Source organism: Streptomyces sp. RKAG293, assembly GCF_023701745.1.
Lineage (GTDB): Bacteria > Actinomycetota > Actinomycetes > Streptomycetales > Streptomycetaceae > Actinacidiphila.
The window spans coordinates 3,293,503-3,310,786 of record NZ_JAJOZB010000001.1 but is presented as its reverse complement, the minus strand read 5'-3'; the positions used below and the strand labels follow the sequence as shown (position 1 = coordinate 3,310,786).

At 69.8% G+C, this 17,284-nt stretch carries 19 protein-coding genes; 8 read left to right on the top strand and 11 right to left on the bottom strand.

The features are described from left to right. Positions 1-16 precede the first annotated feature (16 nt). Complete coding sequence (locus LNW72_RS14745; RefSeq protein WP_250975841.1) at positions 17-262, bottom strand: DUF397 domain-containing protein; 246 nt, start codon at positions 260-262, stop codon at positions 17-19. Further along, positions 259-1,071 (bottom strand): helix-turn-helix transcriptional regulator, encoded by an 813-nt coding sequence (locus LNW72_RS14740; RefSeq protein ID WP_250975840.1) that lies wholly within the window; start codon positions 1,069-1,071, stop codon positions 259-261. The genes LNW72_RS14745 and LNW72_RS14740 overlap by 4 nt, the downstream gene beginning before the upstream one ends. A 127-nt stretch (positions 1,072-1,198) precedes the next feature. Between LNW72_RS14740 and LNW72_RS14735 the strand changes: the two genes are divergently transcribed. Next, positions 1,199-1,636, top strand: a complete 438-nt coding sequence (locus tag LNW72_RS14735; RefSeq protein ID WP_250975839.1) for a hypothetical protein — start codon at positions 1,199-1,201, stop codon at positions 1,634-1,636. 576 nt (positions 1,637-2,212) lie between these two features. Here the strand turns inward: LNW72_RS14735 and LNW72_RS14730 are convergent. Further along, on the bottom strand, positions 2,213-3,445 hold the full coding sequence (locus tag LNW72_RS14730; protein WP_250975838.1) for a hypothetical protein: 1,233 nt from the start codon (positions 3,443-3,445) through the stop codon (positions 2,213-2,215). Positions 3,446-3,717: 272 nt separating this feature from the next. Between LNW72_RS14730 and LNW72_RS14725 the strand changes: the two genes are divergently transcribed. Beyond that, complete coding sequence (locus tag LNW72_RS14725; RefSeq protein ID WP_250975837.1) at positions 3,718-4,071, top strand: cytidine deaminase; 354 nt, start codon at positions 3,718-3,720, stop codon at positions 4,069-4,071. 26 nt (positions 4,072-4,097) lie between these two features. Here the strand turns inward: LNW72_RS14725 and LNW72_RS14720 are convergent, their stop codons facing one another. Together LNW72_RS14720 and LNW72_RS14715 are read right to left on the bottom strand one after the other, a co-directional pair. Further along, a complete protein-coding gene (locus LNW72_RS14720) occupies positions 4,098-4,436 on the bottom strand; it encodes a P-II family nitrogen regulator (RefSeq protein WP_250975836.1) in 339 nt (112 codons plus the stop codon). Next, positions 4,433-5,761 carry an ammonium transporter gene (locus tag LNW72_RS14715; protein WP_250975835.1) on the bottom strand — a complete coding sequence of 443 codons (1,329 nt, stop codon included), beginning with the start codon at positions 5,759-5,761 and terminating at the stop codon, positions 4,433-4,435. Before LNW72_RS14715 ends, LNW72_RS14720 begins: the two co-directional genes overlap by 4 nt. Before the next feature lie 200 nt (positions 5,762-5,961). On the opposite strand from LNW72_RS14715, the gene era reads away from it, so the two are divergent. Beyond that, positions 5,962-6,912 carry a GTPase Era gene (gene era, locus LNW72_RS14710; protein WP_138353195.1) on the top strand — a complete coding sequence of 317 codons (951 nt, stop codon included), beginning with the start codon at positions 5,962-5,964 and terminating at the stop codon, positions 6,910-6,912. A gap of 56 nt (positions 6,913-6,968) precedes the next feature. Here the strand turns inward: era and LNW72_RS14705 are convergent, their stop codons facing one another. Together LNW72_RS14705 and LNW72_RS14700 are read right to left on the bottom strand one after the other, a co-directional pair. Beyond that, positions 6,969-7,235, bottom strand: coding sequence for a protealysin inhibitor emfourin (locus tag LNW72_RS14705; protein ID WP_250975834.1), 267 nt, complete (start codon positions 7,233-7,235; stop codon positions 6,969-6,971). A gap of 8 nt (positions 7,236-7,243) precedes the next feature. Next, positions 7,244-8,362 (bottom strand): M4 family metallopeptidase, encoded by a 1,119-nt coding sequence (locus tag LNW72_RS14700; RefSeq protein WP_250975833.1) that lies wholly within the window; start codon positions 8,360-8,362, stop codon positions 7,244-7,246. A gap of 305 nt (positions 8,363-8,667) precedes the next feature. Between LNW72_RS14700 and leuA the strand changes: the two genes are divergently transcribed. The 5 genes from leuA to LNW72_RS14675 all read left to right on the top strand — a co-directional run bounded on the left by leuA (position 8,668) and on the right by LNW72_RS14675 (position 13,873). Continuing rightward, on the top strand, positions 8,668-10,437 hold the full coding sequence (gene leuA / locus LNW72_RS14695) for a 2-isopropylmalate synthase (RefSeq protein WP_374117253.1): 1,770 nt from the start codon (positions 8,668-8,670) through the stop codon (positions 10,435-10,437). A gap of 398 nt (positions 10,438-10,835) precedes the next feature. Continuing rightward, positions 10,836-11,603 (top strand): TerB family tellurite resistance protein, encoded by a 768-nt coding sequence (locus tag LNW72_RS14690; protein ID WP_374117252.1) that lies wholly within the window; start codon positions 10,836-10,838, stop codon positions 11,601-11,603. Positions 11,604-11,752: 149 nt separating this feature from the next. After that, a complete protein-coding gene (locus tag LNW72_RS14685; RefSeq protein WP_250975830.1) occupies positions 11,753-12,100 on the top strand; it encodes a hypothetical protein in 348 nt (115 codons plus the stop codon). A gap of 132 nt (positions 12,101-12,232) precedes the next feature. Beyond that, positions 12,233-12,979 (top strand): DNA repair protein RecO, encoded by a 747-nt coding sequence (recO, locus tag LNW72_RS14680; RefSeq protein ID WP_138353201.1) that lies wholly within the window; start codon positions 12,233-12,235, stop codon positions 12,977-12,979. Positions 12,980-13,042: 63 nt separating this feature from the next. After that, positions 13,043-13,873 carry an isoprenyl transferase gene (locus LNW72_RS14675; RefSeq protein WP_250975829.1) on the top strand — a complete coding sequence of 277 codons (831 nt, stop codon included), beginning with the start codon at positions 13,043-13,045 and terminating at the stop codon, positions 13,871-13,873. A 99-nt stretch (positions 13,874-13,972) separates the two neighbouring features. On the opposite strand, the gene LNW72_RS14670 is transcribed toward LNW72_RS14675, so the two are convergent. The 4 genes from LNW72_RS14670 to LNW72_RS14655 all read right to left on the bottom strand — a co-directional run bounded on the left by LNW72_RS14670 (position 13,973) and on the right by LNW72_RS14655 (position 17,167). Further along, positions 13,973-14,398 (bottom strand): transcriptional repressor, encoded by a 426-nt coding sequence (locus LNW72_RS14670; RefSeq protein WP_250975828.1) that lies wholly within the window; start codon positions 14,396-14,398, stop codon positions 13,973-13,975. Between the two features lie 74 nt (positions 14,399-14,472). Continuing rightward, complete coding sequence (locus tag LNW72_RS14665; RefSeq protein WP_250975827.1) at positions 14,473-15,366, bottom strand: metal ABC transporter permease; 894 nt, start codon at positions 15,364-15,366, stop codon at positions 14,473-14,475. Further along, the gene (locus tag LNW72_RS14660; RefSeq protein WP_250980156.1) at positions 15,366-16,151 is read right to left on the bottom strand and encodes a metal ABC transporter ATP-binding protein; all 786 of its coding nucleotides are present in this window, start codon (positions 16,149-16,151) and stop codon (positions 15,366-15,368) included. Before LNW72_RS14660 ends, LNW72_RS14665 begins: the two co-directional genes overlap by 1 nt. Before the next feature lie 50 nt (positions 16,152-16,201). Next, a complete protein-coding gene (locus tag LNW72_RS14655) occupies positions 16,202-17,167 on the bottom strand; it encodes a metal ABC transporter substrate-binding protein (protein ID WP_250975826.1) in 966 nt (321 codons plus the stop codon). Between the last annotated feature and the right edge of the window lie 117 nt (positions 17,168-17,284).

Genomic DNA, 17,284 nt, shown 5'->3' with positions numbered 1-17,284 from the left:
ACCCCCGAGGCTCAGGTCAGCTCGGCTGAGAGGCGGCGAAGGCGACGAAGGCGGCCCAGGAAGCGGCGGGAACGGCGAGGGCCGGGCCCTGCGGGTCCTTGGAGTCGCGGATGTGGACGGTGGTGGGGTGGATGGCCACCTCGACGCAGTCGCCGCCGCTGCCGCCGCTGTGGGTGGACTTGCGCCAGTCGTAGGCGATCTCGACGCAGTCGCCGCCATTGGAACCGCTGTAGCTGGACTTGAACCAGACCAGATCGTTCATAGCTGAGCCGCCAACTCCTTGATCAGGGCCACGGATTCCTCAAGTCCCAGGGCCTGCGTCCGGATCATCGCATACCGCTGGAAGAGTTGTGCGACGTCGTTGACGTCCGAGAGCAGGTGGCTTGTGCCCTGTACTTCAAGATAGGCGAGTTGCTTCCGTTCGGGCGTTTCGATCAGCTTCATCGGCCCGTTCAACCCGGCGTGACCGCCGCGATCCAGCGGCATGACCTGGATGGTGACGTTGCGCAGATCAGCGCAGCTGAGCAGGTGGCTGAGCTGCGCGAGGATCACTTCCGGAGGGCCGACCGGGCGCCGGAGCACGGACTCCTCGATGACGATGCTCAGGAGGCAAATGGGCTTGCGCACAAAGAGTTGCTGCCGCGCCATGCGGGCTTCAACCAGCCGTTCCATCGCCTCGTCGTCCTGCGGAGGAAACTCGCAATTGATCACGGCGCGTGCGTACTCCTCCGTCTGGAGCAGCCCGTCGAGAACATGCGAGCTGTAGGACCAGAGACTCAGCGCATCCGCCTCAAGCTTGGCGAAGTCCTTGAAGAACGCCGGGTATCGGTCGTGAGCCAGGTGCTCAGTAGCGATCGCCAGAAGTCCACCCGCCTCCAGCGCCTCATCAGCCGCCGCGATGAACTCAGGCGACGGGATGCGCTCGCACGTCTCGACGGCGCTGACGTACGAGTCGGAGACATGAACCAGCTCGCCCAACTGGGCCTGCGTGAGGCCGCGCGACTTGCGGAACGTACGCAATAGCTCGGCGAAGTACCGTGCGGTCCCCGAGGATCCAGCGCTCTGACCCATTCTCGCCACCCCACACCCGTCAGCTCGATTCCACACGTCTCCACGGGAGTTCGACCCGAACCCCCACCCGGCCTCTGTCGAGGCTCCGGTCCTGTTCAGGCTAGCTGTGCGTGCCGACAGTGGACGTATGAATACAGAAAGTAACCGAGTGGGCGTCGTGCATCCCTGGCTGCCGGTCTCCGGGCACCGACTCCGCAAGACCGGCGTCTTCTTCGACGCCGTCCGGGTCACGGAAGAGGTCGGCGAGGAACTGGCGAGGCGGCTCGAAGCTCTCACGAACGGTGAGCCAGGGCCGGTGATCGGGGAGTCGGCGGGGTGCCGGTGGATGTACTTCCTCGTTGCGCCCGGGAGTTCCGCGGGGCGCAGCTGGCCCCCGGGTACCACCCGTCTGGGGTCGGGCGGACGGGACGCCTACGTCGGCATCCCCGCGCTCACCGGCGTCACCTGGCCCCTGAGCTGGCGCTGCGCGCCCCGGCAGGACCGCCGGCTCGTCGACCCCGACCTCCTGCACGGAACGCTCTGCGCTCAGCTCGGTTGGGAGCCGCGCCCGTTGGAGCGCGGCTGAGGCTGAGGCTGGGGGTTGTCGGGGATGGGCCCTGCAGGGCCGGAGGCTTTCCCGGCGCGGGCCACATCGCGGCAGCTGTCGCCCCCCGCCAGCCATCCGGCGGGATGCGGTGCCGCGCATGGTGCGCGGGGTTGGCGGCGGCGGTACGGCGGCTCGCCCAATACTGCGTCGGCGGTGGTCGATCGCGGCGGCGGGGCCCCTCCCTCGCCCTGCCGGCCGTTCTACGCGCGCCAGAGCGAGAGATGCACCCGGAGTGCGGCCGGCCACCTAGGGCCTGTCGTCTGGATCTCCGCGGCGTCGCGGTGTCCAGCACGCACATCTGCCGCGTTGTCGTCGGTCGACGACGCTCCGCGTCGCCTCCCTCCTCCGCCTTGCAGCTGCACGCACCGGACACCGCTCCTTCCCCCACGGAGATCCAAACGACAGACCCTAGGCCGCTCAGCGTGGCCGCCCCACCGCCATTCCGCAGACGGTTGCCGGCGGAGGCTAAAAGGAGGCCCGCCCTGACCGGGCCCGCCTTGAACGGGACGAGGCCCGCCCTCCCGGGCGGGCCTCGCTCACCCCTCCCCCGGAGGGCTACTTGTTGAGTTCCAGCTGGTCGATGATCCAGCCGCCCAGCTCTTCCGTCATGAGGGTGTGTTCCTCGTTCTGGGAGGCGCACAGGAACGCGTCGAGTTCGCTTTCCTGGGACGGGATCGCGCTGATGTCGGCGTAGAGACCCTCGTGGGTGTCGATGTCGCGGATGGCGACCGCGCTGACGGCCGGGACGAAGGCGATCGAGCGGTAGTGGGCGGTGGCGGGCTGGCCGGCGCCGTTGAGTTCGTCGGCGGCGATGCCGAAGGATTCGAGGGTTCCGCCGGGGGCACCGTCGAGTTCGGGCAGGCTCGGGGTGCGGACCTCCTTGGCGGGCTGGAGGAGCGCCTTGAGATAGGCGACGAGCTGGTTCTCGGTGTCGTCCTGGAGGTAGAGGTCGGTGTTGTTGAAGAGGCCGCCGGTGATCTCCAGCGCAAGCTCTCCGGCCGGGATGCCGTTGGGTTCGCCGGTGCCGGAGCCGTTGGCGACGCCGATCTTGCGGATCCCGTTCGGGTTGAGGGGGCCGGTCGGCCACCAGCCGTACTCCCGCAGCTTCGCGAGGAAGATCCTGCGGTTCTCGTGCTCGACCGCCGGCGCGGCGATGCTCTCCTTGTGCCGCCACATGAGTTCGGTGGCGGCCTCGCTGTTGATCATGTTCTTCATGCCGTCGCTGATCGGCGCGAGGAAGTGCGCCAGCCCCTGGAGGCTCAGCGGGATCCAGGCGCCCCGGTGCGGGCTGTCGTAGGAGATGTAGGTGCCGACCTCGTGGTTGCTGCCCTCGTGCTCCATCTTGGCGAGGGCGTACCGGGTGACGAGCCCGCCCATGCTGAACCCGCCGGCCGCCATGAGGTCGGTCTTGTTCGCGCGCTGGTCCTTCGCGCGGTTGATACAGGAGATCGCGACCTCCGCGTTCTTCAGGATCGACGCGGACCGCTCGGCGTAGCCGAGGATGATCAAGTCATAGCCACGGGAGCCCAGTTCGCGGACGAAGGGGTACTCGCCGTGGTCCAGCCCTTCCCAGAACAGGAAGAGATTGCTCGGTCCCATCGAGAAGCCGTCGCTCAGGATGACGGGCTTCACCAGTTCGGTGTGGCCCTCGGCGTAGAACACCCAGGCGGTGCCGCCCTCGAACTCCCAGGTCTCGTCGACCACGGGTCCGACGTGCGGGTCGCCTGTCGCGCGTGCGGTGGTGGCTCCCAGCGAGCCGAACGGTTGAACAGCAGGTCCGGTGGTCATAGGTCGGTCCCCTCCTATGTGCCCGTGGGCCCGTGGGCCCTTCGTGCTGCGGTGGCCGCCGGCGGTGTCCTCGGCGGCCACCGGGAACGTATCGCCGGGAGCGGAAGAAGTAATCCGAACATGACCGAACATCAGCAATAAGGCTAAAAGACGCTTATAGCGTGATCAGGTGGCCCATTAGGCCGTCTTGCGCACCGAGTTGGACCCCCGCCTCGGACACCTTGGACCACCGCCTCGGACACCGCCCTCGCGGGCGCTTTATGCTCGCCGGTATGAGCGATGCGACCCCGCTGGGGCCCGAGGACCTGAAGATCATCACCCTGGCGCGGTCCGCCCGCGCCCGCAACGGCGTGCCCGAGGGCGCGGCCGTACGCGACGAGACCGGCCGTACGTACGTCGCCGGCACCGTCGCGCTGGACTCGCTGAAGCTCAGCGCTCTGCAGACCGCCGTCGCCATGGCGGTCGCCAGCGGCGCGCAGTCCCTGGAGGCGGCGGCCGTCGTCACCGCCGCCGAGACCCCGGCCGACGCCGACCGGGCCGCCGTCCGCGACCTCGGCGGACCGGAGACCCCGGTGTACCTGGCGGGCCCCGACGGGACGCTGCGCGTCACTGTCCAGGCCGGCTGAGAGGAGCCCTCAAGCCGAGCGAACGCTCAGAGCGCGTCGGGTCCGCGCTCGCCCGTGCGGACCCGTACCGCCGTCTCCACCGGCACCGACCAGACCTTGCCGTCGCCGATCTTGCCGGTGCGGGCGGCGTTCACGACCGCCTCGATGACGGCCTCGGCGTCGGCGTCCTCCACCAGGACCTCGAGCCGGGCCTTCGGCACCAGGTCGACGCGGTACTCGGCGCCCCGGTAGACCTCGGTGTGGCCGCGCTGGCGCCCGTAGCCGCTGGCCTCGGTGACGGTGAGGCCGTGGACGCCGAGCTCCAGGAGCGCCGTCTTCACCTCGTCCAGCTTGAACGGCTTGATGACGCCGGTGACCAGCTTCATTCGGCGGAGCTCCTGTTCTTGGCGTGGGCAAGGGCCTGGGCGAGAGCCGAGGCGTGCACGTGCGGGGCGCCCTGCGAGACGACGCCGTGATCGTATGCGGACTCCGCGTGCACGGTCAGGTCGAGGCCGGTGAGTTCGTCCTCCGCGGAGACCCGGAAGCCCATCAGCCGGTCGATGACCTTCCCGATTCCGTACGTGACGGTGAACGCGTACGCCCCGACGACCGCCACCGCGACGGCCTGCTTGCCGAGCTGGCCGAGACCGCCGCCGTAGAACAGCCCCTCGGGGCCGCCGGTCATGGTGGCGGTCGCGAGGAGGCCGATGAGCAGGGTCCCGACGATGCCGCCGATGAGGTGCACCCCGACCACGTCGAGGGAGTCGTCGTAGCCGAGCCGGAACTTCCAGCTGACGGCGAACGAGCAGAGCACCCCGGCGGCCAGGCCCACGACCAGCGCCCCCATCAGGTCCACCGAGCCGCAGGCCGGGGTGATCGCGACCAGACCGGCCACCGCGCCGGACGCGGCGCCCAGCGTCGTGGCGTGGCCGTCGCGGCGCTTCTCCACGATCAGCCAGCCGAGCAGGCCTGCGCAGCCCGCGACCTGGGTGTTGAGGAACGCGGCCGCGGCCAGCCCGTTCGCGCCGAGCGCCGAGCCCGCGTTGAAGCCGAACCAGCCGAACCAGAGCAGCCCCGCGCCGAGCACCACCAGCGGGATGTTGTGCGGGCGCATGGCCTCCTTGCGGAAGCCGAGCCGCGGGCCGAGGACCAGCGCCAGCGCCAGTCCCGAAGCGCCGGAGCAGACCTCGACGACGGTGCCGCCCGCGAAGTCCAGAGCGCCCAGTTTCGTCACGATCCAGCCACCCGTGCCGAAGACCCAGTGGGCCACCGGGACGTATACGAGAAGCGTCCAGACGAGAACGAAGGCCACCCAGGCGCCGAACTTCGCGCGGTCGGCGATGGCGCCGCTGATCAGTGCGGCGGTGACGACGGCGAAGGTCAGCTGGAACGTGGCGAACAGCAGCGTCGGGACATGGCCCGTGACGCTCGTCGGGCCGATGTCGTGCATGCCCAGATGGTCCAGCCCGCCGATCAGCCCGAGGCCGCCGGCGTCCGGTCCGAAAGCGAGCGAATAGCCCGCGACCAGCCAGACCACCGTCACCAGCGCGATCGACACGAAACTCATCATGAGCATGTTGAGGACGCTCTTCGTGCGGACCATGCCGCCGTAGAAGAGGGCCAGGCCCGGTGTCATCAACAGGACGAGCGCGGTGGCGGCGAGCAGCCAGGCGGTGTCTCCGGAGTCGATTCCGGCCGACAGGTACGGCACGAGGACTTCCCTTCCCGGGGCGGCGGGGGGTGGTGCACGGCGGTGGATGGACACGAGCCTCACGGTCGGCGGTTTCCGGATGTGGGCAGACGTGTTTCCGCCGTGTTTCGTGTTGCGGAGGAGTTTCCGGCCGCTCACATCCGGCCGCCGCCCGGGTTCACGGGTGCCGGTGTGACCCGGGCCCGCCGCGATCGGGGAGAATGGGCCGCATGAGCGCCAGTCCCCAGTCCTCCGAGGCCGTCCACCGGTCCGGCTTCGCATGCTTCGTCGGCCGCCCCAACGCGGGCAAGTCGACCCTCACGAACGCTCTCGTCGGCATCAAGGTCGCCATCACCTCAAGCCGGCCGCAGACCACCCGGCACACGGTGCGCGGCATCGTGCACCGCCCTGACGCGCAGTTGATCCTCGTCGACACCCCTGGTCTGCACAAGCCGCGCACGCTGCTGGGCGAGCGGCTCAACGACGTGGTCCGGTCGACCTGGGCCGAGGTCGACGTGATCGGTTTCTGTGTGCCGGCCGACCAGAAGCTCGGCCCCGGTGACAAGTACATCGCCAAGGAGCTCGCGGGGGTCCGCAAGACCCCCAAGATCGCGATCGTCACCAAGACGGACCTGGTCGACGACAAGGTGCTCCGCGAGCAGCTGCTCGCGATCGCGGAGCTCGGCCGCGAGCTGGGCATCGAGTGGGCGGAGATCATCCCCGTCTCGGCCGTCGCGGACGTCCAGGTCGGGCTGCTCGCCGACCTGATCATCCCGCTGCTCCCGGAGGGCCCGCAGCTCTACGCGGACGGCGACCTCACCGACGAGCCCGAGCAGATCATGGTCGCGGAACTGATCCGCGAGGCCGCGCTCGAAGGCGTACGGGACGAGCTGCCGCACTCCATCGCGGTCGTCGTCGAGGAGATGATCCCGCGCGAGGACCGGCCGAAGGACAAGCCGCTGCTCGACATCCACGCCAACATCTACATCGAGCGGTCCAGCCAGAAGGGCATCATCATCGGCCCCAAGGGCGCCCGCCTCAAGGACGTCGGCACCAAGTCGCGCAAGCACATCGAGGCGCTGCTCGGCACGCCGGTCTTCCTGGATCTGCATGTGAAGATCGCGAAGGACTGGCAGCGCGACCCGAAGCAACTGCGCAAGCTCGGGTTCTGACGGGTGCGGCCTCAAGCGCCGTCCAGCGCCTGAGGCCGCCCGTCACGCACCACCCGTCACGCGCCTTCCTTCAGCACCGTCTGGATCAGATCGCGCTGCGCGTCGGTCAGATGCGGGTCCGCGCAGTGGACGGTGCGGCCGTCGACGGTGATCTCGTAGTGGAAACCGTCCGGCACCCCGTGCGCGGGCGCGGAACCGCCCTGCTCGACGGTCGCATGCGCCACCCCGTGCAGATGCGCGGCATCGGGCCGGCCGGTGGTGTCCAGCACGGCCCGACGCTCGATTCCGGCGAAGCCGCCGGACCGGATCACTTCTATGCGCACGCTGCTCCTCAGCCCTGCGGGCCCGACGCGCCTTCCGGCTGTCCGGCCTGACGCGGGAGGTCCGCGCCATTGCCCGTCGACGTCGGGACGCCGACCTGCGACCAGGCCTTCAGTACGGCCTGGTGCGCCTCGCCCTCCCCGTACCGCTCCTGCGCGGCCGAGACGGTCAGCCGGGCGAACTCGGCGAACGATGCCTGCGGGGAGATCTTCCCGCCCGTGAGCACGTCGTACCAGATCTGCCCGGCCTGCTCCCATGCATACCCGCCGAGGGACTCGGCCACCAGATAGAAGGCGTGGTTCGGGATGCCGGAGTTGAGGTGCACACCGCCGTTGTCGCGGCCGGTCGTCACGAAGCCGTCCATGCTGCCCGGCTGCGGGTCCTTGCCGAGCTTCGGGTCGTCGTAGGCCGTGCCCGGCGCCTTCATGGAGCGCAGCGCGTCACCGTGGATGGTGGGGCCGAGCAGTCCGGCGCCGATCAGCCAGTCCGCGGTGTCGGCGGTCTGCTGCAGCGCGTACTGCTTGATGAGCGAGCCGAACACGTCGGACATCGACTCGTTGAGCGCGCCCGGCTGGCCGAAGTACGTCAGGTTCGCCGTGTACTGGGTCACGCCGTGCGTCAGCTCGTGGCCGATCACGTCCACGGGCAGGGTGAAGTCGAGGAAGATGTCGCCGTCACCGTCCCCGAACACCATCTGCTCGCCGTTCCAGAAGGCGTTGTTGTACCCCCGGCTGTAGTGCACGGTCGCGTTCAGCGGCAGACCCTGGCCGTCGATCGAATGCCGCTGGTACGCCTTCAGATACAGCTCGAAGGTGGCGCCGAGACCCGCGTACGCGCGGTTGACGGTCTGGTCCTTGCTGTCCTTGTCGCCCTCGCCGCGGGACTTGCGGCCCGGGAGCGCCGTCTGGTGCTTGGCGTCGTAGATCGTCCGCTTCGGCTGGTCGGAGTCGACCGCACCGGCGACGGATGGCGCGCCGATGACCGTCGTCATCCGGCGATGGGTGCGCTCGAAGGCGTCCCGCTCCAGCGTGGCGCGGGCGAGATCGGAGAGCGCGCGGTCCTCGGACGTGGCCATCTTGTCGAGGACATGCGGAGGAATGATCGTGCAGAAAGTGGGTGTCGCGTCCATGGCCGCAATGTGGCACGCGGCGACGGGGCTGTCACTGCTTGCGACGATGATTACCGAAAAGGGACGGAAGATCATGGTTTTACTGGACAGAACCACTCGTCTTGCATACTGAGAGGGAGCGCGCTTCGGGTGCGATTTCCGAGCGGGCTCGGCTATGGTCGTCCACATCATGCGTTTCGGGCTGCTTCTCCTTAGCTGCCGCGGCGAGGGCCTGTAGTCGTAGGCCGACCCCCTCCCCGCGGAGTTCTGGCGTGCGCATCGCCGTCGGCCGTACTGGAGCCGGACCCATGAGGAGCCCACCGCAGATGTCCCAGAACCCCGTGAATTCCGTAGGCCGCCCCACGCCCATCACGGCGGCGAGCGTGCGCCAGCGCCCCACTGCGATGCCGATCCACAAGTACGCGCCCTACGACGCCGTCGACATCGCCGACCGCAGCTGGCCGAACGCGCGGATCACCAAGGCGCCGCGCTGGCTGTCCACGGACCTGCGGGACGGCAACCAGGCCCTGATCGACCCGATGTCCCCGGCGCGCAAGCGGGCGATGTTCGATCTGCTGGTGAAGATGGGCTACAAGGAGATCGAGGTCGGTTTCCCGTCGTCCGGCGAGACCGACTTCGCCTTCGTGCGCTCCATCATCGAAGAGGGCGCGATCCCCGAGGACGTGACGATCTCCGTCCTGACGCAGGCCCGCGAGGAGCTGATCGAGCGGACCGTCGAGTCGCTGGTCGGCGCCCGCCAGGCCACCGTGCACCTGTACAACGCGACCGCGCCGGTCTTCCGCCGGGTGGTCTTCCGCGGCACCAAGGAGCAGGTCAAGGCCATCGCCGTGGACGGCACGCGGCTGGTCATGGAGTACGCGGAGAAGATCCTGGGCTCCGACACGGTCTTCGGCTACCAGTACAGCCCGGAGATCTTCACCGACACCGAGCTGGACTTCGCCCTGGAGGTCTGCGAGGGCGTCATGGACGTCTGGCAGCCGGAGGCCGGCCGCGAGATCATCCTGAACCTGCCGGCGACCGTCGAGCGCTCCGCCGCCAGCACGCACGCCGACCGCTTCGAGTGGATGTCGCGCAACCTGTCGCGCCGCGAGAACGTGTGCCTGTCGGTGCACCCGCACAACGACCGGGGCACCGCGGTGGCCGCCGCCGAGCTGGCGATCATGGCGGGTGCGGACCGGATCGAGGGCTGCCTGTTCGGGCAGGGCGAGCGCACCGGCAACGTCGACCTGGTCACCCTGGGCATGAACCTGTTCAGCCAGGGCGTGGACCCGGAGATCGACTTCTCGCAGATCGACGAGATCCGCCGCACCACCGAGTACTGCAACCAGATGGAGGTCCACCCGCGCCACCCGTATGCGGGCGACCTGGTCTACACGTCCTTCTCCGGCTCCCACCAGGACGCCATCAAGAAGGGCTTCGAGGCGATGGAGGCCGACGCGGCCGCCGCCGGCAAGACCGTCGACGAGATCCCGTGGGCCGTCCCGTACCTGCCGATCGACCCGAAGGACGTCGGCCGCTCCTACGAGGCCGTCATCCGGGTCAACTCGCAGTCCGGCAAGGGCGGTATCGCGTACGTCCTGAAGAACGACCACAAGCTGGACCTGCCGCGCCGGATGCAGATCGAGTTCTCCAAGATCATTCAGACCAGGACCGACGACGTGGGCGGCGAGATCACGCCGGCCGAGATCTGGGCGTCCTTCCGCGACGAGTACCTGCCGACGACGGAGAACGCCTGGGGCCGCATCGAACTGCGCTCCGCCCAGGCCGAGACCACGACCGACGGCGGCGACGCGCTGACCGTGGAAGCCGTCGTGGACGGTGTCGCGACGGTGCTGACCGGTCGCGGCAACGGTCCGATCTCCGCGTTCTTCGACGCGCTGTCCTCGGTCGGCATCGACGCGCGGCTGCTGGACTACACCGAGCACACGCTGAGCGAGGGCGCGAGCGCCCGGGCGGCGTCGTACATCGAGTGCGCGATCGACGGCAAGGTGCTGTGGGGCATCGGGATCGACCCCAACACCACGCGCGCCTCCCTGAAGGCGGTCGTCTCGGCCGTCAACCGGGCGGCCCGCTGAGTGACGCCTTCGGGTGAGTCCATCCGTTCCTGAGCCCTTCCGGATCCGTTCCTGAGTCCGGCCGGCCGGCTCACGGACGAACTCCTGCGGCAACGGCCGCGGCGGCCTTCACGGGCCCGCCGCGGCCGTTGCCGCGTCCGGGGACGCGGGCCGAACGGGCCCCGGAACGTGCCCGGTACGCCCGGAAACCCCTGTCCTGCGCCCACCGACCGCCGGGGTGCCGGCCAACAGCGAGATCGCGTCAATCCTCTTCCCGGGCCGACCCGCTGTGACCTGCTACGACGCCGTGCGGAGCCGGCCGATCCGGAAATCCCCCCTTACGCGGTACTGACTGCGCGTCACTGGTGTGGCTAACATCACGGCAGCAGTAACGGCACCGTTGCCGAGGCGTTACGCACATGTGCGTGCCGGATCGGTGCGTACCGGGACGAAACGCCGGAGGGTGCAACGTGGTTCAGCTGCGAGGGCTGTGCTTCTGGGGTGTGCGCACCGCATGGCACACCGAGGATGACGGCGAGTTCTTCTGCCCCGACTGCGGTGGCGACCGCGCCTATCACCGGCGCAGCGGCACGCGGCGCCTCACCGTGCTCAACGTTCCCCTGCTGACGCGGGGGCCGGCCGGTGTCGTCATCGAATGCAGCGGCTGCCACGGGCACTTCGGTGCCGAGACGCTCGACCACCCCACGACGGCCCGGTTCTCCGCGATGCTGCGCGACGCCGTCCACACCGTCGCGCTCGCCGTGCTGACGGCGGGCGGGGCCGCCGGCCGGCCGGCCCGGGAGGAGGCCGTCCGCGCGGTGCGCGCCGCCGGCTTCACCGACTGCACGGAGGACCAGCTCCTCGGACTGCTGGCGGCGATCGTCGCCGACGCGGGCCGGTTCCCCGGCGCCGCCGACGCCCTCGGCCCCGACTCCTTCGCCGACGCCCTCGACGGCTGCGGCAGTTGGCTCTCCATCGAGCTCCACGAGGCCCTGGAGCCGCTCTCCGCGCACCTCGCGCCGCAGGGGCGCGAACGGATCCTGCTGCAGGGGGCGCGGATCGCCCTCGCCGACGGTCCCTACCTTCCCGCCGAGCGGGAGGCGCTGGTCGCGGTCGGCCGCTGTCTGTCGCTGCCCGCGGGAGACACCGACCGGCTCCTTGCCGAGGCCGCGGGCGCGCCGTCCTGACGCGTCCCCCCGATGCCGGACGGCGCCGCCCCCGGGCGCGGCCGTCCGGGTGACAGCGAATCGTTTCCGCAGGCCGGTGAGGTGCAACGCCGGCGCATCGGCGGAAGGGCTCAGGCGTCCAGTACGCCTTCTCACAGGAGCCTGTCCCCATGCGCATTCGTCATTCGGCCGCCGCGTCCCTCGGTGCCCTCGCCCTCGTCCTGACCCTGTCCGCCCCGGCGGACGCGGCCGAAGGGACTTTCGTCTACACGTACTCCGGCCTGGACGGCAGCCAGCAGACGGCCACCCTGTCCGACCCGACGAGCGAGGAGTGCATCACGCTGCCGGAGGTCGCCGACCCGTCGGCGAGCTCGCCCGCGCACAGCCCGCTGAACCGCACCGACGCCCGCGCCGTCGTCTTCACCGACCCGGGCTGCGAGGGTGACTCCTTCACGCTGCGGGCCTTCACCGGCCACGGATCCGAGCGGCTGAAACTGCGCTCGGTCCGGTTCGTCTGACCGTCCCGCCGTGCCCCGGTACGAGCTGCTCGGAGCCCGTACCGGGGCACAGCTGTGCCCGTACCGGGGCAGAGCTCTCGCTCCACGGGCCGGGGGCCCGGCGGCCCCCTCCCGTACGGGACAATGGGCCGTATGAGTCTGTTCCGCGACGACGGCATCGTGCTGCGCACCCAGAAGCTGGGTGAGGCGGACCGGATCATCACGCTGCTCACCCGCCGGCACGGGCGGGTGCGGGCGGTGGCCAGGGGAGTCCGCCGCACGAAATCGAAGTTCGGGGCGCGGCTGGAGCCGTTCAGCCACGTCGACGTGCAGCTGTTCGCGCGGGGCGGGGAACTGGTCGGGCGCGGACTGCCGTTGTGCACACAGGGTGAGACGATCGCTCCGTACGGTAGCGCCATCGCGGCCGACTACGACCGCTACACCGCCGGCACGGCGATGCTGGAGACGGCGGAACGGTTCACCGACCACGAGGGCGAACCGGCCGTCCAGCAGTACCTGCTCCTCGTCGGCGCGCTGCGCACCCTGGCCGCCGGCGAGCACCAGCCACGGCTGATCCTCGACGCCTTCCTGCTGCGCTCGCTGGCCGTGAACGGCTACGCGCCGAGCTTCGACAACTGTGCCAAATGCGGTATGGACGGGCCGAACCGGTTCTTTTCGGTAGGGGCGGGAGGAGTCGTCTGCGCCGAGTGCCGTGTGCCGGGAAGCGTCGTACCCTCACGGGAGTCCCTGGAACTGCTGGGCGCGCTGCTGGGCGGTGACTGGGAGACGGCGGACGCCTGCGAGCCGCACTTCTGCCGGGAGGGCAGTGGGCTGGTCGCGGCGTATCTGCAGTGGCACCTGGAGCGTGGGCTGCGGTCGCTGAAGTTCGTCGAGAAGTAGCGCGCGGCAGCGCGCGGTGGACCTGGCAGTACGCAGTACCGAGATGTAGGAGAGGCAACGCGCATGGCACGTCGCGGGATTCTGGGCCGTTCCCGACCGGAGTACCGGACTCCGGACCCACACCCGTCGGGCGCGGTGCCCCCGAAGATCCCGGGGGAGCTGGTGCCGCAGCACGTCGCCATCGTCATGGACGGCAACGGCCGCTGGGCGAAGGAGCGCGGCCTCCCGCGCACCGAGGGCCACAAGGTCGGCGAGTCCGTCGTCCTCGACGTCCTCAAGGGCAGCATCGAGCTGGGCGTCAAGAACCTCTCCCTGTACGCCTTCTCCACCGAGAACTGGAAGCGCTCGCCCGACGAGGTGCGCTTCCTCATGAACTTCAACCGGGACGTCATCCGCCGCCGCCGCGACGAGATGGACGAGCTCGGCATCCGCATCCGCTGGGTGGGCCGGATGCCCAAGCTGTGGAAGTCCGTCGTCCAGGAGCTCCAGGTCGCCCAGGAGCAGACGAAGGACAACGACGCCATGACGCTCTACTTCTGCGTCAACTACGGCGGCCGCGCGGAGGTCGCGGACGCGGCCGCCGCCATGGCCGCGGACGTGAAGGCCGGCAAGCTCGACCCCTCGAAGGTCAACGAGAAGACCTTCGCGAAGTACCTGTACTACCCGGACATGCCGGACGTGGACCTCTTCATCCGCCCCTCCGGCGAGCAGCGCACCTCCAACTTCCTGCTCTGGCAGACCGCCTACGCCGAGATGGTCTTCCAGGACGTCCTGTGGCCCGACTTCGACCGCCGCGACCTCTGGCGCGCCTGCCACGAATACGCCTCCCGCGACCGCCGCTTCGGCGGCGCCCTCCCGAACGACCTCATCCCGGACGCCGACAAGCGCGGCTGAGCAGGGCGTGAGTCCCGGGTGAGCACGAAAGCCGATGGTCCGCCGCGTACCCGCGGCGGACCATCGGCTTTCGCTATGACGTGCGGGACCGCGCAGCGGTCAGGCGTCCTTCGGGGGTGCCGGGGTGGCGCACTCGGCGCAGGTGCCGAAGATCTCCACGGTGTGGGCGACGTTGACGAAGCCGTGGTCGGTGGCGATGGCCTCGGCCCACTTCTCGACGGCCGGGCCCTCGACCTCGACGGCCTTGCCGCACATGCGGCAGACGAGGTGGTGGTGGTGGCCGTCGGAGCAGCGGCGGTAGACGGACTCGCCGTCGTCCGTGCGCAGCACGTCGACCTCGCCGGCGTCGGCGAGGGACTGCAGCGTGCGGTAGACGGTGGTGAGGCCGACGGAGTCGCCGCGGTGCTTGAGGAGGTCGTGGAGGTCCTGGGCGCTGCGGAATTCCTCGACCTCGTCGAGCGCGGCGGCGACGGCAGCGCGCTGCCGGGTCGATCGGCCCTGCACGGGGGGCTTGGTGGTCGTCACCGACGCCTCCTTCTCGGTCGTAACCGTCACCGTCCAGATGTCCGGTCGGTCGTCATTGTGTCAGGCCACCGGGGCTAAACCCGAACGTCGTCCTGGGGGACGCGCGCGGCGGGTACCTCCAGGGTGCACCGTTCCGCGGTGGCAGCGGAACCTCGGGCCCGTTTTCTTGCCAGCGGACCGGCGAGCAGCGCCAGGGCGATGAAGATGGCGATGGCCAGCAGAACGATCGTCGGTCCCGACGGTACGTCCACGTAGAACGAGGTGACGGCTCCGGAGAGCGAGACCGTGACGCCGATGAGGACCGCCAGCGCGAACGTCATCGCGAAGCTGCGGGACAGCTGCTGGGCGGCGGCGACCGGGACGACCATGAGGGCGCTGACGAGCAGCAGGCCGACGACGCGCATCGCGACGGTGACGGTGACGGCGGCGGTGACCGCCACGAGCAGGTTCAGCAGCCGGACCGGCAGACCCGTGACGCGGGCGAACTCCTCGTCCTGGCAGATCGCGAAGAGCTGCCGGCGCAGCCCGACTGTGACGAGCACCACGAATGCGGCGAGCACGCAGATGGTCGTGACGTCCTGCGGCGAGACGGTGTTGAGCGAGCCGAAGAGGTACGTGACGAGGTTCGCGTTGGAACCCGTGTCGGACATGCTCATCAGCATCACGCCGCCGGCCATGCCGCCGTAGAAGAGCATCGCGAGCGCGATGTCGCCGTGCGTCTTGCCGTACCAGCGGATCAGCTCGATGGCGACGGAGCCGACGACGGCCACGGCGGTGGCCATCCAGATCGGGCTGGCGTTGAGCAGGAAGCCCAGGCCGACGCCGGTCATCGCGACATGGCCGATGCCGTCGCCCATCAGCGCCTGGCGGCGCTGGACGAGGTAGATGCCGATGGCGGGGGCGGTGATGCCGACCAGGACGGCCGCGATCAGGGCCCGCTGCATGAACGCGTAGTCGAGGATGTCCATCAGCTCAGCAGCCCCGTCCTGATCGGTTCGGCGTCGTGTGCGGCGTGCGGGTGCACATGGTCGTGGCCGGGCAGCGCGTGCTGGCCGACGGCGCGCGGCGGCGGTCCGTCGTGGACGACGCAGCCGTCCCGCAGCACCACCGCGCGGTCGATCAGCGGCTCCAGCGGCCCGAGCTCGTGCAGGACGAGCAGCACGGTGGCGCCGCCCGCGACCTGCTCGCGCAGGGTGCCGGCCAGGATCTCCTGGCTGGCGACGTCGACCCCCGCCATCGGCTCGTCCATGATCAGCAGTTCGGGCTCCACGGCCAGCGCGCGGGCGATGAGCACCCGCTGGTGCTGGCCGCCGGACAGCGCGTTGACGGAGTCCCTGGCGCGGTCGGCCATGCCGACCAGCTCCAGCGCCCGGTCGACCGCCGCGCGGTCGGCCCGGCCGAGCGGCCGCAGCCGGGTACGGGCCAGCCGGCCGGCGGAGACCACCTCGCGGACGGTCGCGGGCACTCCGCTCGCGGCGGTGGTGCGCTGTGGGACGTAGCCGATCCTGGCCCAGTCGCGGAAGCGCTTGAGCGGGGTGCCGAACAACTCGAGGCGGCCCTCGCTGAGCGGCACCTGGCCGACGACGGCGCGGACCGCCGTCGACTTGCCGGAGCCGTTGGCGCCGAGCAGCGCCACGACCTCGCCGCGGCCTACCGCCAGGTCCACCCCGCGCAGTACGGGCCGGGATCCGAGCGAGGCCGTCGCCCCGCGCAGGGATATGACCGGGACCGGCCGCCCGTCCGTCTCCGTCATGCCCGCCTCCTTCACCAGGTGCTCCGTCCTCTGCTCCGTCATCGCGTCCTTCACTTGCTGCCGAGCGCCGTCTGCAGGGCCTTGAGGTTGCTCTGCTGGACCTCGAAGTAGTCGGTGCCCTTGGACTTGTCGGTGATGCCCTCGAGGGGGTCCAGTACATCGGTCCTGAGCTTCAGGTCGCCGGCCAGGGTCTTGGCGGTGGCGTTGCTGGCGAGCGTCTCGAAGAAGACCGTCGTGACGTGGTGCTTCGCGGAGAGCTGCTGCAGGGCCTTGATGCGGGCGCCGCTGGGCTCGGCCTCGGGGTCGATGCCGCCGATGGCCTCCTCGACCAGGCCGTAGCGCTCGGCGAGGTAGCCGAAGGCCGCGTGGGTGGTGACGAAGGTGTCGGAGGCGCGGTTCTTGAGACCGTCCTTGAACTGGTTGTTCAGCGCGTCCAACTTCTTGACCAGCACGTCCGTGTTCTTCTGGTATGTGGCGGCGTTGTCCGGGTCGGCCTTGGCGAGCGTGGTGTTGACGCCCTTGGCGACCTCGGCGTACTTCACCGGGTCGAGCCAGACGTGCGGGTCGGCGCCGGCCTCGCCCTCGCCGGAGTGGTTGTCGCCGGTGGTGTGCGCATGGCCGTCGACCTCGGTGCCGTGCTCCTCGAGCGTGGTCAGCGACGCGGCGTCGGCGGTGTTCTTGACGCCGGACTGCTTGACGGCCTCGTCGACGGCGGGCTGCAGGCCCTTGAGGTAGACGATCACGTCGGCCTTGCCGAGGGCGGCGGTCTGCCGCGGGGTGAGCTCCAGATCGTGCGGCTCGACGCCCGGCTTGGTGAGCGCCGTCACGGCGACATGATCGCCGCCGATCTCCTTCGCCAGGAATTCCATGGGGTAGAAGGACGCCGTGACCTTCAGTTTCCCGTTGCTCCCCGCGCCGTCCGCAGCGTCCGAAGCCGAGCAGGCACTCAGTGTGAGCAGGCCCAGGGCGGCGGTTCCGGCGACGGCGGCGGGTATCAGACGGTGGCGTTTGTTCATGACACTCATTTTCATCTGAAGTGGAAACGATTGTCAATTGCCTTCGATCCCTGGAGTTCCGCCGGAACCGATTTGATATGGGGACCGGGCCCGCCGGTAACCTGGGGCAACTGACCG